Genomic DNA, 14,389 nt, shown 5'->3' with positions numbered 1-14,389 from the left:
ATTGCGACGCGGGGTGTGCCAGCCTAGGCCCCACACATGACCGTCGTTACCCGTTTCGCCCCCAGCCCCACCGGCACGCTGCATGTCGGCAACCTGCGGACCGCGCTGCATAACTGGCTGTTCGCGCGCCGCCATGGCGGGACCTTCCTGCTACGGATCGACGATACCGATCAGGCGCGCTCCGAGGAACGCTTTGTCGAGTCGATCCGTGCGGATCTCGCCTGGATGGGCCTGACGCCCGATGCCGAGGAGCGCCAGTCGGCCCGATTCGAGCGCTACGAAGCGCGATTCGCCCAGCTCGTCGCCGATGGCCGGGTCTATCCCGCCTATGAGACCGCGCAGGAACTGGAGCTCAAGCGCAAGGTGCTGCTCGGTCGCGGCCTGCCGCCGGTCTATGATCGCGCCGCGCTGGCGCTGACCGATGCCGATCGCGCCAAGCTGGAGGCCGAAGGCGTGCGCCCGCACTGGCGCTTCCGGCTCGATCACGACGAGGCGATCGGCTGGGACGATCTGGTGCGCGGGCCCCAGCGGTTCGAGGCGAAGCTGCTCAGCGATCCGGTGGTGCGCCGCGCCGACGGATCCTGGCTCTACCTGCTGCCGAGCGTGATCGACGACATCGATCTGGGCGTCACCCATGTCGTACGCGGCGAGGACCATGTCTCGAACACCGCGAGCCAGATCCAGATGTTCACCGCGCTGGGCGGCGCCACCCCGAGCTTCGCGCACGAGGCGCTGCTGACCGGCAACGAGGGCAAGCTGTCCAAGCGGCTCGGCTCGCTGGGCATCGACCATTTCCGCGAGGCCGGCATCGAGCCCCAGGCGCTGATCGCGCTGCTCGCCCGGCTCGGCACGAGCGACCCGGTCGAGGCCTTCGCCGATCCGGCGCCGCTGATCGCGAGCTTCGATTTCGGACGATTCGGCCGCGCACCGGCCCGGTTCGACGAGGCCGAACTCGCCCAGATCAACGCCCGCATCGTTCACCAGCTGCCGCATGCCGCGGTCGCCGATCGGCTGCCGGCCGGCATCGACGCGGCGGGATGGGAGGCGATCCGGCCGAACCTCACCACCGTCGCCGAGGCGGCGGACTGGTGGGCGGTGGTCGAAGGCCCGATCGCCGCGCCGCCGGTGGCGGACGAGGACCGCGCGTTCCTCGCCCAGGCGCGGGCGGTGGCCGCGGGGCTCGACTGGTCGGCCGATCCCTGGCGCGCGCTCACCGATGCGCTGAAGGCCGCCACCGGCCGCAAGGGCAAGGCGCTGTTCCTGCCGCTCCGCCGCGCGCTGACGGCACGCGACCACGGACCGGACATGGCCGCGCTGCTCCCCCTCATCGGCAAGGATCGTGCGCTGGAACGGCTGGCCACAGGCTGAGCCGTTCCATCTTTACGACATTCATGTAACGTTGTACCATCTCTTTCATCCGGCGTTCAGAGACCGGTGTTGGAGAAGGAGTGCTACAATCATGCATGCCGATTCCCGTTATCATGCCAGCGCCCCGCGATCGGTCAGCTTCGGGGCCGCACTCGCCATCAACGGCGCGATCCTTGCGGGCATGATCTTCGCCGCGCCGAACATCGTCGTGCTCCGGGATCCGGAAACGGTGATGCAACCGATCGACATTCGCGAGATTCCGCCGCCGCCGCCGATCGATGAGCCCAAGCCGGTGGAGAAGATCCAGCCGCGCACGTCGCAGCCGCCCTTCGCCGACAAGCCGATCGTGGAAACGACCAGCGAGACCAGCATCCGCACCACCACGATCCTTCCCGATACGCTACCGCCGATCGCAAAGCCGGCCGATACCGGCCCGGTGACCGTCCTCGATCCCCCCAAGGCGGTGCCTGCACTGATCGGCGCGACCACCGATCCCCGCTATGCGCAGGATTTCCAGCCCGAATACCCCAGCCAGGAAATCCGCGCCCAGCGCGACGGGCTGGTCACGCTGCGGGTGCTGATCGGCACCGACGGCCGGGTGAAGGCGGTGGAGCCGGTCAGCGCCACCAGCGATGCCTTCTTCGCGGTCACCAAGCGCCAGGCGCTGGGCAAGTGGCGCTTCCGCGCTGCCACGCGCGGCGGGGTGCCGGAAGAGAGCTGGAAGACCATGACCGTTCGTTTCCGGATCGAAGACGCCCGCTGATCCGCCCCTGGTTTCGGCGGCGTGGACGCGGGGGCTGGCCCTGCAGCCTCCGCGTCCCTATCTTCGGCCACCGATGACCTTCCTCAAGTACATCTCGCCGCTCCGGGCCCTGCGCGACCTGCGCGGCTATCTGGCGACGCGCAAGCGCCACGAACTCTGGTTCATGATGCTCGCGCTGGTCGTCACCTTCGGCGTCATCGTGGTGTTCGTGAAGGACTCGCACGTGCCGATGCCGTACAAGAAGAACATCATCTACGTCGACAGCTGGCCGATCACCCGCACCGAGGAAGAGATCCGCGCCAAGCAGAAGGTCGACGAGGCCAAGCGCCTGCAAGAGGAAGCGGCCTTCCAAGAGCGCCAGAAAAAGCGCCAGGCCGAATTCAAGAAGTATGACGACTGGCTGAAGAAGCACGGAATTTGAACGACGCGCGCTGGATGGCGACGGCGCTCGGGCTCGCCGAGCGCGGGCGGGGGCGGACGGCGCCCAACCCCGCTGTCGGCTGCGTGCTGGTGCGGCATGGCCGGGTGATCGGGCGCGGCTGGACCCAGCCCGGCGGCCGCCCCCATGCCGAGGCGATGGCGCTGGCCCAGGCCGGCGCGGCGGCGCGCGGGGCCACCGCGTACGTGACGCTGGAACCCTGCGCCCATCTCTCCGAGCGGGGCCCCGCCTGTGCCGATCTGCTGATCGCCGCCGGGGTCGCCCGCGTGGTCGCGGCGCTTCGCGATCCGGACCCCCGGACCGACGGCAGCGGCTTCGCTCGGCTGCGGGACGCCGGGATCGCTGTGGAGTCCGGCCTGATGGAGGCCGAGGCCCGGCGCAGCCTAGCCGGATTCCTCACGCGTCTCGCCAAGCGCCGCCCGCACGTCACGCTCAAGCTCGCCACCTCGCTCGACGGCCGCATCGCGCTATCCACCGGCGAGAGCAAGTGGATCACCGGCCCGCACGCCCGCGCCCACACGCATCTGGAGCGCGCCCGGCACGACGGCATTCTGGTCGGCCGCGGCACCTTTCTCGCTGATGTGCCGAAACTGGACGTGCGCCTGCCCGGCCTTGCCGATCGGTCGCCCCGGCGGATCCTGCTGTCCTCGACCGGCCCGACACCGCCGGGCTGGGAGCGGATCGCCGACATCGCCGACATCCGCCACCTCTCCGGCATCGACACGCTGATGGTCGAAGGCGGCGCCAGGGCGGCCACCGCCTTTCTCCGCGCCGACCTGGTCGATCGGCTGCTGCTCTACCGCGCCCCGATCCTGATCGGCGGCGGCAAACCCGCGATCGAGGCGTTCGGCCTCGCCGCATTGTCCGAGGCGCATGATCGCTGGCGCCTGTTGGACTCTCGTGTGCTTGGCAGCGATCGGTTCGAGGTCTACGAGCGCAACTGATGTTCACCGGAATCGTAAGCGATGTCGGCACGATCGACGCGGTAGAGCGCCAGGGCGACCTGCGCGTGCGCGTGTCGACGGCCTATCCCACCCACGAGATCGATCTCGGCGCCTCGGTCGCCTGTTCGGGCGTGTGCCTGACGGTGGTCGACAAGGGGCCGGGCTGGCTCGACTTCGACGTGTCGGGCGAGACCGTCTCGCGCACCGCCGACGACCTGTGGACCACCGGCCGCAAGCTCAACCTGGAGCGCGCGCTGCGCCTGGGCGACGAACTGGGCGGGCATATCGTCACCGGACATGTCGACGGCGTCGGCCGGGTGAAGCTCATTGAGGCGATCGACGGCTCGCACCATGTCGTGATCGCGGCGGGGCCGGAGATCGCCCCCTATGTCGCGCCCAAGGGCTCGATCACCGTCGACGGCGTGTCGCTGACGGTCAACGCGGTGGACGATACCCCGCAAGGCGTCGAATTCCACCTCAACATCATTCCCCACACCGCGGCCGTCACCACTTTCGCCACGCTGGCGGAAGGCCAGGCGGTCAATCTGGAGATCGACGTGCTGGCACGTTATCTCCAGCGCATGGAGGCATTGCGTGCCAAAGGCTGAACTCGCCGCGCTCAAGCACGGCTTCCTCTCCTCGCCCGAGGAACTGATCGACGAGGCCCGCAACGGCCGCATGTTCATCCTGGTCGATGACGAGGATCGCGAGAATGAGGGCGACCTGGTCATCCCCGCCCAGATGGCGACCCCGGACGCGATCAACTTCATGGCCAAATACGGCCGCGGCCTGATCTGCCTGGCGATGACCAAGGCGCGCGTCGACAAGCTCGGGCTCGAGCTGATGAGCCGTGCCAACGGCACCCGGCACGAAACCGCCTTCACCGTCTCGATCGAGGCCAAGGAAGGCGTGACCACCGGCATCTCCGCCGCCGATCGCGCCCGCACCATCTCGGTGGCGATCGACGGCACCAAGGACCGCGCCGACATCGTCACGCCGGGCCATGTCTTCCCGCTGGTCGCGCGGGACGGCGGCGTGCTGGTCCGTGCCGGCCATACCGAGGCGGCGGTGGATGTTGCTCGCCTCGCCGGGCTCAACCCCGCCGGCGTGATCTGCGAGATCATGAAGGACGACGGGACGATGGCCCGGCTCGACGATCTCGTCGGCTTCGCCCAGCTCCACAACCTCAAGATCGGCACGATCCGCGACCTGATCGCCTATCGCCGCCGCCACGATCACCTCGTCGAGCAGCGCGCCGAGGCGAGCTTCACCAGCGAATGGGGCGGCGAGTGGCGCGCGCTCACCTTCTGGAACAAGGCGACCGGCAGCGAGCAGGTCGCGCTGGTCAAGGGCAAGATTGATCCCGACAAGCCGACGCTGGTGCGCATGCATGCGCTCTCGCCCTTTGCCGACGTGTTCGGCGAAGGCGGCCCGCGCGGCGGGCTGCTGCGCAAGTCGATGGAGATCATCGGCAAGGAAGGCGCCGGCGTGATCGTGGTGATCAACCGCCCTCGCCCCGACGGCTATACCGTCGCGCTGCAGACCCGCAGCGGCGCGATCCCGCCCAAGGCGATGGACGAGCTGCGCGATTACGGCGTCGGCGCGACCATCCTCACCGAACTCGGCGTGCAGGAGATGATCCTGCTCTCCAACACCCATCACACGCTGATCGGGCTCGACGGCTATGGCCTGTCGATCGCCGGCACGCGTCCCATCGATCCGGAGCAATAATGGCCACCATCCTCATCGTCGAAGCGCGCTTCTACGAGCATCTCAACGACCTGCTTATCGCCGGCGCCAAGGCCGCGATCGAGGCGGCGGGCCACAAGGCCGAGGTGATCACGGTGCCGGGCGCGCTGGAGATCCCGGGCGCGGTCGCGCTGGCGGCGGACAGCGGCCGCTACGACGCGTTCGTCGCGATCGGCGTGGTGATCCGCGGCGAGACCTATCATTTCGAGATCGTCGCGGGCGAGAGCGCACGCGGGCTGATGGCGCTGTCGATGGACGGCGTCGCGATCGGCAACGGCATCCTCACGGTCGAGAACGAGGCGCAGGCGCTGGTCCGCGCCGATCCGAAGCAGAAGGACAAGGGCGGCGAGGCGGCCAAGGCGGCGCTGGCGATGCTGGCGCTCAAGGGCAAGTTCGGCTGATCCTATGGACATGCCGCCCTCCCGCTATCGCGTAGAAGAGCGGGGGCGGCGGCTGGTCGTGGTGGATCGCGCTACCGGGCGCGAGGTTTCTCAACCCAATTCTCCCCTTCCGCTCGCGGGAGGGGTCGGTCGCGGGGAGGGCCGTCGAAAACGACGGGAGCCGAGGATGGCGCCTCCTCCATCCCCTCAGACAGGCGGAGGGGATGCGCAGGGCTGGAGGTTCGGGTTTCAGCCGCGCAAGGCCACGCCGGACAGCTTTGTCACCCGCAGCTGGTTCGACGCCAGGGCGCCGCGGACGATCAAGCTCAACTACACCGCGCATTCGCGGCTGGCGGGGCTGCGCTTCGGCGGCGCGGTCCTCATCGCGTTGCTGGTCACCGGCAGCTTCCTGTTCTGGCCATGGTTCCCGTTCCTTCTGGCGGCAGTGCTGACCCCGCAAAGGACTCGTAAAGCCTTGCGCGAGGCCAGCACCCGCTGGCTGGACGGCTTCGATCAGGCCGATTGAAGCGCCAGTTCGTCGGCAGTCGGATAGTCGGTATAGCCCTCGGCCCCACCGACATAGAAGAGTTCCTCGCGCTGCGGATTGAGCGGCAGCCCCTCGCGCAGGCGGCGCGGCAGGTCCGGATTGGCGAGGAAGGTCCGGCCGAAGGCGATCGCATCGGCCTCGCCCGCGTCGAGCGCGGCCTGGGCACTTTCGGCATCATAGTCCGAGTTGAGCGCCAGCACGCCGGAAAAGACCTTGCGCATTACCGGGTGGATCGGCGGCTGGTCGGGCTCGCCGCGACTGCCGCCGGGACGCGGCTCGCGCATCTCGAGGAAGGCCACGCCGATATCGTCGAGCGCCGCGGCTGCGGCCTCGAACAGCGGAGCCGGGTTGCTGTCGTTGACGCCCTGCACCTCGCCATTGGGCGACAGCCGCACGCCGGTACGGTCGGCCCCGATCGTGTCCACCACGCGCTGGCTCACCTCGCGCAGCAGGCGGATGCGGTTCTCGATCGATCCGCCATAGGCATCCTCGCGGAAGTTCGCATTGTCGCGCAGGAACTGGTCGATCAGATAGCCATTGGCGGCGTGGATCTGCACCCCGTCGAAGCCGGCGCGGATCGCGTTCCGGGCGGCGCGTTCGTAATCGGCGAGGATGCCGGGAATCTCGTCGGTGCGCAGCGGGCGGGCCTGGGTGTAGGGGCGCTTGATCTCGCCCGAATCCTCCGCCGGATAGGTGCGGACCTCGCCGGGTGCCGTCGTCGCCGACGCGGAGACCGGCGGCTCGCCGCCGAGGAAGTCCGAATGGACCAGCCGGCCCATGTGCCATAGCTGCGAGACGATTCGGCCGCCGGCTTCGTGCACCGCCGCGGTGATCGGCTTCCACGCCTCGACCTGCGCGTCGCTCCAGATGCCGGGGGCATAGGCCCAGCCCAGCCCCTGCTGGCTGATGCCGGTCGCCTCGCTGATGATCAGCCCGGCGCTGGCGCGCTGGCGGTAATAGTCGGCCATGATCGGCGTCGGCACATGGCCGCGGGTGGAACGGCCGCGGGTGAGCGGCGACATCCACACGCGATTGGCGGCGTGGATCGCGCCGATCTGAATCGGATCGAACAGGCTGGGCATTGAAATTCCCTCATGCTGTTTGTGACTTCGGGCAGATAGGGCGCTACAGGGCGCCATGCACCGCAACGCACCGACAACAAAAACTTCCCCGGCACGAAGCCATGTTGCGACCGCGCTAATTGCAGCGCTCGTCGCAAACACCGCGCTCGCCACCGGCCCGTTGTTCGTGCGGATGGCCGATGTGGGCCCGGTGTCGGCCGCGTTCTGGCGGCTGATCATCGCCACGCCGATCCTGTTCGCGGCGGCTGCCGCCATGGGGGAGCGGCCGATCGCCGCCGGCCGGGGCCGCTGGTGGATTCTCGGCATCGCCGGCGTGGTGTTCGCGCTCGACCTGGCGAGCTGGCACATCGGCATCGTCCGCACCACGCTCGCCAATTCGACCTTGTTCGGCAATTCGGCGTCGCTGATCTTCCCGATCTACGGCTTCGTGGTGGCACGCGCCTGGCCGAGCAAGAGCCAGGGCGCGGCGCTGCTGCTGGCGGGAATCGGTGGCGCATTGCTGCTCGGCCGTTCGGCGGAGCTTTCGTCGCAGCATCTCGCGGGCGACCTGTTCTGCCTGCTCGCGGGCGTGTTCTATGCCGTCTATTTCGCGCTGATGGCACGGGTACGGGCGACGATCGCGCCGGTGCCGGCGCTGGCGCTGTCCTCGCTCGCCACCATCCCGCCGCTGCTCGTCATCGCGCTGGCGATGGGCGAGCAGATCGTGCCGCACCTTTGGTGGCCGCTGCTCGCGCTCGCCATCGTCAGCCAGCTGATCGGGCAGGGCTGCATGATCTACGCGCTCGGCCATCTCTCGCCGCTGGTGATCGGCATCGCCTTGCTGGTGCAGCCGGCGGTGGGTGCGGCGCTGGGTTGGGTGATCTTCGACGAACGCCTCGCCGCCGCCGATCTGTTCGGCGCAGGCTTGGTCGCCGCGGCGCTGGTGCTGGTCCGCCAGGGCGGGGTACGGCCCAAGGGGTAGGCGGTTGCCGGGGCGCGGCTTCGCGCCTAGATCAGGCCCATGGATCTCGCCGACGCCACCCTCGACGAACTGCGCGCGGCGCTTGCGCCGTCGCTTGCCGCCAACGCCGCCTTCGATGGCTGGAACCAGCGTGCGCTCGACGCCACCGCCGATGGCATGGGCGTCGACCGCGACATGGCGCGACTCGCCTTCGCCGATGGTCCGCTGGCGATGATCGACGCCTGGTTCGCGCATATCGATCGCACGATGCTCGACGAACTCTCGCCCGAGACGCTGGCGGGCATGAAGATCCGCGCGCGCATTGCCGCGCTGGTCGAGGCGCGGCTGGCGCTGCTCGCCCCGTATCGCGACGCGTTGCGCCGGGCGCTGGCGATCCTCGCCATGCCGCAGAATCTGGGCCGAGCGAGCAAGCTCGGCTGGCGCGCAGCGGACGCCATGTGGCGCGCGGCGGGCGATACCGCGACCGATTACAATCACTATACCAAGCGGATGACGCTCGGCAGCGTCTATGCCGCGACCATCGCGGTGTTCGTGCAGGACGAGAGCGAGGAATGGGCGGATACCCGCGCCTTTCTCGGCCGCCGGATCGACGGAATCATGCGCTTCGAAAAGGCCAAGGCCGGGTTCGTGAATCGCACCAGCAATCGCCCGAGCCTCTCCCGCTTCATCGGCCGGCTGCGCTACCCGGCGATCTGAGGTGCCCCCTCTTCTCGTCACCCCGGCGAAAGCCGGGGTCCATTGGGGTCTTCGTGCCGGCTCCTGCTTGCACCTAGTAGCGAATGGATCCCGGCTTCCGCCGGGATGAGGGCTGGTGGCGAGCGCCAGCTCAGGGCCGCGCCGGGCTCGCGCGCTCGGCGACCATGCGTTCGCCGTCGATCGTGATCGGGCTGGCAAGGCCCGGCAGCCCGTCACGCACGATCGCCATGCCGCGCGCGATCACCTGCGGATCGGCGAACACCTCGTCGACGCGGTTGATGGGCCCCGCCGGCACGCCCTGCGCCTCCAGCGCCTCGTACAGATCCGCCTTGGCCCAATCGAGGATCGCGCGGGCGAGTTGCGGGATCAGCGCGTCGCGATTGGTCACCCGCGCCGGGTTTGTCGCAAACCGCGCATCGCCCGCCAGATCGAGGCCGAGGATCGCGCACAGCCTGGCGAACTGCGAATCATTGCCCACCGCGACGATCAGCTCGCCGTCGCGGCAGGCAAACGCCTGATAAGGAACCAGATTCGCATGGCCGTTGCCCATGCGGTGCGGCACCTTCCCGCTCGCCATCCAGTTGAGCGCCTGGTTGGCGAGCACCGCGACCTGCGTATCGAGCAGCGCCATGTCGATATGCGCGCCCACGCCCTCCACGTCGCGCCGACGCAGCGCGGCGAGGATCGCGACGGCCGAATAGACGCCGGTGAAGATGTCGGCATAGGCGACCCCCGCCTTTTGCGGCGCGCCGTCGGGCTCGCCGGTGAGGCTCATCGCCCCGCCCATGCCCTGGATGATGAAGTCATAGCCGGCCCGCGCCGCATAGGGGCCCGTCTGGCCGAAGCCGGTGATCGAGCAGACGATCAGCCGCGGGTTGGCGGCGCGCAGGCTGGCGGCATCGAGCCCGTATTTCACCAGCCCGCCGACCTTGTAGTTCTCGATCACCACATCGGCATCGGCGATCAGCGCGCGGGCGGCCGCCTGTCCCTGGGGCGTGGCGATGTCGATGCCCACGCTCGTCTTGCCGCGATTGCATGCGTGGAAATAGGCGGCATCTCGGTTCGTACCCTCCGCATCATGGAGGAAGGGCGGGCCCCAATGGCGGGTATCATCCCCTGCCCCCGGCCGCTCGACCTTGACCACCTCGGCCCCCAGATCGGCGAGCAGCTGCCCGCACCAGGGCCCGGCGAGGATGCGGGCAAGCTCGACGACCTTGATGCCGGCGAGCGGCTTCACGGGCGCCGGATCTCGTAGACGACGTGCGGCTTTTCCACGCCCGCCATGATGCGTGGATGCGTGCCAGGGCGCAGCACGCCGTCGATCTTCTCCATCGCCCGGCGCGAGCGGATATTGTTCGCCCCCACCATGAAGGTCGCGGTCGTGACCTGCGCGTGGATATGGGCGAGCATCAGCGTCTTGATTTCGCGATTGTACCGCCCGCCCCAATAGGCGCGGGCGATATAGGTCCAGCCGATCTCGATCTCGTCGGCCTCGGGCACCCAATTGTCGTAGCGCGAGGCGCCAATCACGGTGCCGCTCGCCCGGTCGAGGATGGTCAGCCCGCCGCCGCTGGTCAGGCAGGCCTCGAAAAAGGCATCGAACACCGGCCGCTGCCAGCGATCATGGGCGGGGTGGACCTCCCAGACCAGCGGATCGCTGGCAACCGCATAGAGCGGCTCCCGATCGGCTTCCGTCATCGGCCGGATGCGGACAAGCTCGCCCTCCAGCACCGGCTGCCGATCGGGCGCCATCAGAACGCCGCGATGCCGGTGATCGCCCGGCCGAGTATCAGCCCGTGCACGTCGTGCGTGCCCTCGTACGTGTTCACCGTCTCGAGGTTGATCGCATGGCGGATCACATGGAAGTCGGCCGAGATGCCGTTGCCGCCATGCATGTCGCGCGCAACCCGGGCGATCTCCAGCGCCTTGCCGCAATTGTTGCGCTTGATGATGCTGATCGCCTCAGGCGCCAGCGTGCCCGCGTCGAACATCCGCCCGCAGCGCAGCGCCGCCTGCAACCCCAGCGCGATCTCGGTCTGCATATTGGCGAGCTTGAGCTGCACCAGTTGGGTCGCCGCCAGCGGCCGGCCGAACTGGTGGCGGTCCAGCGTGTACTGCCGCGCGGCGTGGAAGCAGGCCTCGGCCGCGCCCATCGTGCCCCAGGCGATGCCGTAACGCGCGCGGTTGAGGCAGCCGAACGGGCCCTTCAGCCCCTGCACGTTGGGCAGCAGCGCGTCTTCGCCCACTTCCACCCCGTCCATCACGATCTCGCCGGTCACCGAGGCGCGCAAGCTCAGCTTGCCCTCGATCTTGGGGCTGGTAAGCCCCTTCATGCCCCGCTCGAGCACGAAGCCGCGGATCGCGCCGTCATGCGCGTCGCTCTTCGCCCAGACGACGAACACGTCGGCGATCGGCGAATTGGTGATCCACATCTTGGCGCCGGTGATCCGGTAGCCGCCGTCGATCTTCTCGGCGCGGGTGCGCATGCCGGCGGGGTCCGAGCCGGCATCGGGCTCGGTCAGGCCGAAGCAGCCGACCCATTCGCCGCTCGCCAGCTTGGGCAGGTATTTCCGCCTTTGCTCCTCGCTACCATAGGCGTGGATCGGGTGCATGACGAGCGAGCTCTGCACGCTCATCGCCGAGCGATAGCCCGAATCGACCCGCTCCACCTCGCGCGCGACCAGGCCATAGGCGACATAGCCGAGCCCGGCGCCGCCATAGGTTTCGGGGATCGTGGGCCCGAGCAGGCCCAGCGTGCCCATCTCGGCCATGATCTCGCGGTCGAAGCGTTCCTCCAGATAGGCGGAGGTCACGCGCGGGAGCAGCTCGCCCTGTGCGTAGTCGCGTGCGGCACCCTGCACCATCCGTTCCTCGTCGGTCAGCTCGCCGTCGAGCCCGAACGGATCCTGCCAGTCGAACCGGCCCATCTCTGCCATTTCAGTCGTTCCTCGGTGTCTCCGGTGCCGGGGCGGGGGCGGGTGCCGGCGCCACGACCGGGGGTTTGGGCGGCGTTGCAGCGGCCGCCTTCTCTATTTCGTCCAATGCCTTGCGGGCGTTGACATAGCGCGTGGCGGCGCTGGTCCAGCCCTCCGCCACGGAGGCGCCCGGCATGTGCGCCACTTCGGCGATTGCGGTCTCGACATTGCCGGCGGCCAGCGCGCTGCGGGCACGGCGCAGGCGCTCGGCCGGGCGCGGGCTCGGCACGCCGGCCTGGTGGAGCACGAACAGGTCGCCGACAAAGGCGCGGAAGCGCACCCAGATGCTGTCGTCCGGCCCGGTGCCGAGCCGCGGCGCGATGGTATCCAGCGCGATGCGCAGGTCCTCCAGCGTCAACGGATCGGCCGCCGCGGTGACGATCGCGCCAACCGCTTGCGGATGCGCCCCGCCGAACCGGGCGCGCAGCTGCTGCTCCAGGCTGCCCAGCGGCTGCCCGCGCTCGACCGCGCGCCGCACCGCGGCCGCGACCATCAGCCGTTCGGCCTGGGTGGAATATTGGGCGGCATTGCGCGCGCTCTCGTCGGCCTGGCGCAGCTGCACTTCCAGGGCATCCAGCCGGGCGGCCAGCGCACTCTCCCGCGCATCGAGCGTCGCCACGTCCGTCGCCGGCGGCAGCACCGGCGGCGGCATCTTCAGCGCCGGCGGGGCCGGGGAGGGAGAGGCGGCGGGCTTCGCAGAAGGCTCGGCGGGGGTCGCTAGATGTGGGGCGGCATAGTGCATCGCACCGGCCGTCAGCGCCGCGCCGGCGAGGAAGCCCAGCCCGACGGGGATCATTCGGTTACGGCGCGGACTCAGGGTTCGGACCGGCTCGGGCGCCAGGGGCTCGTCGCTCATGGGCGCCCTTTTCGCCGGGTGAGCCCCTGCGGTCAATCGGCGAGCGCGATGGCGAGGTCGATCAGCGCCTCGGTCTCGGGTCGCGGTGCGATCGCGACGGCCCGCCAGCCGGTGCCCGCACCCGCCGCCGCCGCCGCGCTGATCGCCGCAAGCACGATCGCGCCGCGGTCCGGGACGAGCTCGGCCAGGCGTTCCCCGGCACGGGCCGATTGCACCAGCGCGATGCTGCCGGCGAGCGCGGCGACCGCCTCCGGGGCAATCGGCAACGGCTCGCTCGCATAGACCGGCACGATTTCGGCCACGATGCCGCCGGCGTCCAGCGTCCGCTCCTGCCCGGCGAGGTGGAGCGCACGGCGGACCCCCGCCGCGCCGGCCTGTTCGACGAGCGCGGCAGCCCCGGCCTGCCCGACCGACACGACATCGAAATGCGCCCTGCGCGCCGCCGACGCGGTCGCGTCGCCCACCGCGTGGACGGGAAGGCCCCGCAGGGCGTCGAGTCCGCTTCCCGCCAGCCGTACCGCGTTCGCGCTCGTCAGGATCAGCGCATCGAACGCCGCCGGATCGGGCACGCGCCAGGAGAGCGGACGCGTCGCGAACAGCGGCAGGCGGATCGCGGTGCGTCCCCGGCCCTCGATGGCGGCGGCGGTGATGCGGTTGCCGGGCTCGGGCCGCAGCACCGCGATGGGCCGGCTCATCCGGCGAACAGCGCGCGCACCGCGTCCGGCGCACGATCGAGCAGGTCGCGGGCAAGCGCCGCGGGGAGCATCGGATCCTCCGGCGCGCCTTCGATCATGCCGTGCACATGGGCGCTGCCGTCCTCCGAAAAGAGTTCCGCCTCGATCGTAAGGATCGCACCTTCGAGCGTGGCGAGCGCCGCGACCGGCGAGTGGCAATCGGCCATCAACGCCGCCAGCAGGGCACGTTCGGCCATCACGCAGGCGCGGGTCTTCGGATGATCGATCGCCCCGAGCAGCGCGAGCGTGCGCGTATCGGCGGCCCGCGCCTCGATTCCCACCGCGCCCTGCGCCGGCGCCGGCAGCATGACGTTGGTCGGCAGGACATGGCCGACATCGTGCCGCCCCAGCCGTTCCAGCCCGGCCGAGGCGAGCAGCGTCGCATCCGCCTCGCCCGCCGCCAGCCTGGCAAGCCGCGTATCGACATTGCCCCGGAACAGAACGGTCGAGACGTCCGGCCGGTGGCGCTTGACCTGCGCGGCCCGCCGGGGCGAGGCGGTGCCGATCACCGCGCCTGGTTTGAGCGCGGCAAGCGATTCGGCGCCGACCAGCCGGTCGCGCACATCGGCGCGGGGCAGCATCGCGGCGATGGCGATGGCCTCGGGGCGGAGCGTCTCGACATCCTTCATCGAATGCACCGCGCAGTCGATCTCGCCTTCCAGCAGTGCGCGATCCAGCTCCTTGGTCCACAGCGCCTTGCCGCCAATCTCGGCGAGCGGCCGGTCCTGCACCTTGTCGCCGGTGGTGCGCACGACCACGATCTCGCCCTCGATCCCGTGTGCGGCCTTCAGCGCATCGCGAACCATATGGGCCTGGGTAAGGGCGAGCGGGGAGCCGCGGGTGCCGATGCGGAATGCAGTCATGGCGCCGGTGCTACGGTCGCGGCGAAGCAAGG

The 14,389-nt window shown here is 69.7% G+C and carries 17 protein-coding genes; 10 read left to right on the top strand and 7 right to left on the bottom strand.

What is annotated here, in order from left to right; translation table 11 throughout:
• The first annotated feature begins 36 nt into the window (after positions 1 to 36).
• From gltX to KK7_RS19845, 8 genes are all read left to right on the top strand, one after another.
• Entirely contained in the window at positions 37 to 1,368 is a 1,332-nt protein-coding gene (gene gltX, locus KK7_RS0100970; RefSeq protein WP_010542778.1) for a glutamate--tRNA ligase, read from the top strand.
• A 91-nt stretch (positions 1,369 to 1,459) separates the two neighbouring features.
• A complete protein-coding gene (locus KK7_RS0100965) occupies positions 1,460 to 2,131 on the top strand; it encodes an energy transducer TonB (protein WP_010542777.1) in 672 nt (223 codons plus the stop codon).
• Positions 2,132 to 2,204: 73 nt separating this feature from the next.
• A complete protein-coding gene (locus KK7_RS0100960; protein WP_010542776.1) occupies positions 2,205 to 2,552 on the top strand; it encodes a hypothetical protein in 348 nt (115 codons plus the stop codon).
• A complete protein-coding gene (ribD, locus tag KK7_RS0100955) occupies positions 2,549 to 3,514 on the top strand; it encodes a bifunctional diaminohydroxyphosphoribosylaminopyrimidine deaminase/5-amino-6-(5-phosphoribosylamino)uracil reductase RibD (RefSeq protein ID WP_010542775.1) in 966 nt (321 codons plus the stop codon). The genes KK7_RS0100960 and ribD overlap by 4 nt, the downstream gene beginning before the upstream one ends.
• Positions 3,514 to 4,122, top strand: coding sequence for a riboflavin synthase (locus tag KK7_RS0100950; protein WP_010542774.1), 609 nt, complete (start codon positions 3,514 to 3,516; stop codon positions 4,120 to 4,122). Before ribD ends, KK7_RS0100950 begins: the two co-directional genes overlap by 1 nt.
• Entirely contained in the window at positions 4,109 to 5,245 is a 1,137-nt protein-coding gene (ribB, locus tag KK7_RS0100945; protein WP_010542773.1) for a 3,4-dihydroxy-2-butanone-4-phosphate synthase, read from the top strand. Before KK7_RS0100950 ends, ribB begins: the two co-directional genes overlap by 14 nt.
• On the top strand, positions 5,245 to 5,664 hold the full coding sequence (gene ribH, locus KK7_RS0100940) for a 6,7-dimethyl-8-ribityllumazine synthase (protein ID WP_010542772.1): 420 nt from the start codon (positions 5,245 to 5,247) through the stop codon (positions 5,662 to 5,664). The genes ribB and ribH overlap by 1 nt, the downstream gene beginning before the upstream one ends.
• A 166-nt stretch (positions 5,665 to 5,830) precedes the next feature.
• Positions 5,831 to 6,169, top strand: coding sequence for a hypothetical protein (locus KK7_RS19845; RefSeq protein WP_010542771.1), 339 nt, complete (start codon positions 5,831 to 5,833; stop codon positions 6,167 to 6,169).
• On the opposite strand, the gene KK7_RS0100930 is transcribed toward KK7_RS19845, so the two are convergent.
• Positions 6,157 to 7,272 carry an alkene reductase gene (locus KK7_RS0100930; protein ID WP_010542770.1) on the bottom strand — a complete coding sequence of 372 codons (1,116 nt, stop codon included), beginning with the start codon at positions 7,270 to 7,272 and terminating at the stop codon, positions 6,157 to 6,159. The genes KK7_RS19845 and KK7_RS0100930 overlap by 13 nt on opposite strands.
• Positions 7,273 to 7,327: 55 nt before the next feature.
• Between KK7_RS0100930 and KK7_RS0100925 the strand changes: the two genes are divergently transcribed.
• Both KK7_RS0100925 and KK7_RS0100920 read left to right on the top strand, forming a co-directional pair.
• Positions 7,328 to 8,233 carry a DMT family transporter gene (locus tag KK7_RS0100925; RefSeq protein WP_029622573.1) on the top strand — a complete coding sequence of 302 codons (906 nt, stop codon included), beginning with the start codon at positions 7,328 to 7,330 and terminating at the stop codon, positions 8,231 to 8,233.
• A gap of 39 nt (positions 8,234 to 8,272) precedes the next feature.
• Positions 8,273 to 8,929, top strand: coding sequence for a COQ9 family protein (locus KK7_RS0100920; protein WP_010542768.1), 657 nt, complete (start codon positions 8,273 to 8,275; stop codon positions 8,927 to 8,929).
• 130 nt (positions 8,930 to 9,059) lie between these two features.
• On the opposite strand, the gene KK7_RS0100915 is transcribed toward KK7_RS0100920, so the two are convergent.
• From KK7_RS0100915 to hemC, 6 genes are read right to left on the bottom strand one after another with little or no spacing between them, the layout of a single operon-like run.
• A complete protein-coding gene (locus KK7_RS0100915) occupies positions 9,060 to 10,166 on the bottom strand; it encodes a CaiB/BaiF CoA transferase family protein (protein ID WP_010542767.1) in 1,107 nt (368 codons plus the stop codon).
• Positions 10,163 to 10,681, bottom strand: a complete 519-nt coding sequence (locus KK7_RS0100910) for a GNAT family N-acetyltransferase (RefSeq protein ID WP_010542766.1) — start codon at positions 10,679 to 10,681, stop codon at positions 10,163 to 10,165. The genes KK7_RS0100915 and KK7_RS0100910 overlap by 4 nt, the downstream gene beginning before the upstream one ends.
• Positions 10,681 to 11,865, bottom strand: a complete 1,185-nt coding sequence (locus KK7_RS0100905; RefSeq protein WP_010542765.1) for an acyl-CoA dehydrogenase — start codon at positions 11,863 to 11,865, stop codon at positions 10,681 to 10,683. Before KK7_RS0100905 ends, KK7_RS0100910 begins: the two co-directional genes overlap by 1 nt.
• A 1-nt stretch (position 11,866) precedes the next feature.
• Positions 11,867 to 12,760, bottom strand: a complete 894-nt coding sequence (locus KK7_RS0100900) for a hypothetical protein (RefSeq protein ID WP_010542764.1) — start codon at positions 12,758 to 12,760, stop codon at positions 11,867 to 11,869.
• Between the two features lie 32 nt (positions 12,761 to 12,792).
• Positions 12,793 to 13,455, bottom strand: coding sequence for a uroporphyrinogen-III synthase (locus KK7_RS0100895; RefSeq protein ID WP_010542763.1), 663 nt, complete (start codon positions 13,453 to 13,455; stop codon positions 12,793 to 12,795).
• On the bottom strand, positions 13,452 to 14,357 hold the full coding sequence (gene hemC / locus KK7_RS0100890; RefSeq protein ID WP_029622571.1) for a hydroxymethylbilane synthase: 906 nt from the start codon (positions 14,355 to 14,357) through the stop codon (positions 13,452 to 13,454). The genes KK7_RS0100895 and hemC overlap by 4 nt, the downstream gene beginning before the upstream one ends.
• Between the last annotated feature and the right edge of the window lie 32 nt (positions 14,358 to 14,389).

Origin of the sequence: Sphingomonas elodea ATCC 31461 (assembly GCF_000226955.1) — a bacterium.
Taxonomy (GTDB): Bacteria; Pseudomonadota; Alphaproteobacteria; order Sphingomonadales; family Sphingomonadaceae; genus Sphingomonas; species Sphingomonas elodea.
Note: the sequence above shows the minus strand (reverse complement) of the source record. Positions and strands in the feature narration are given on the sequence as shown.

What these genes read in the sequence shown, in the direction of transcription:
- gltX (WP_010542778.1), top strand. Translation starts at nt 37, where the DNA reads ATGACCGTCGTTACCCGTTTCGCCCCCAGCCCCACCGGCACGCTGCAT.
- KK7_RS0100965 (WP_010542777.1), top strand. Translation starts at nt 1,460, where the DNA reads ATGCATGCCGATTCCCGTTATCATGCCAGCGCCCCGCGATCGGTCAGC.
- KK7_RS0100960 (WP_010542776.1), top strand. Translation starts at nt 2,205, where the DNA reads ATGACCTTCCTCAAGTACATCTCGCCGCTCCGGGCCCTGCGCGACCTG.
- KK7_RS0100950 (WP_010542774.1), top strand. Translation starts at nt 3,514, where the DNA reads ATGTTCACCGGAATCGTAAGCGATGTCGGCACGATCGACGCGGTAGAG.
- ribH (WP_010542772.1), top strand. Translation starts at nt 5,245, where the DNA reads ATGGCCACCATCCTCATCGTCGAAGCGCGCTTCTACGAGCATCTCAAC.
- KK7_RS19845 (WP_010542771.1), top strand. Translation starts at nt 5,831, where the DNA reads ATGGCGCCTCCTCCATCCCCTCAGACAGGCGGAGGGGATGCGCAGGGC.
- KK7_RS0100930 (WP_010542770.1), bottom strand. Translation starts at nt 7,272, where the DNA reads ATGCCCAGCCTGTTCGATCCGATTCAGATCGGCGCGATCCACGCCGCC.
- KK7_RS0100925 (WP_029622573.1), top strand. Translation starts at nt 7,328, where the DNA reads ATGCACCGCAACGCACCGACAACAAAAACTTCCCCGGCACGAAGCCAT.
- KK7_RS0100920 (WP_010542768.1), top strand. Translation starts at nt 8,273, where the DNA reads ATGGATCTCGCCGACGCCACCCTCGACGAACTGCGCGCGGCGCTTGCG.
- KK7_RS0100910 (WP_010542766.1), bottom strand. Translation starts at nt 10,681, where the DNA reads ATGGCGCCCGATCGGCAGCCGGTGCTGGAGGGCGAGCTTGTCCGCATC.
- KK7_RS0100905 (WP_010542765.1), bottom strand. Translation starts at nt 11,865, where the DNA reads ATGGCAGAGATGGGCCGGTTCGACTGGCAGGATCCGTTCGGGCTCGAC.
- KK7_RS0100900 (WP_010542764.1), bottom strand. Translation starts at nt 12,760, where the DNA reads ATGAGCGACGAGCCCCTGGCGCCCGAGCCGGTCCGAACCCTGAGTCCG.
- KK7_RS0100895 (WP_010542763.1), bottom strand. Translation starts at nt 13,455, where the DNA reads ATGAGCCGGCCCATCGCGGTGCTGCGGCCCGAGCCCGGCAACCGCATC.
- hemC (WP_029622571.1), bottom strand. Translation starts at nt 14,357, where the DNA reads ATGACTGCATTCCGCATCGGCACCCGCGGCTCCCCGCTCGCCCTTACC.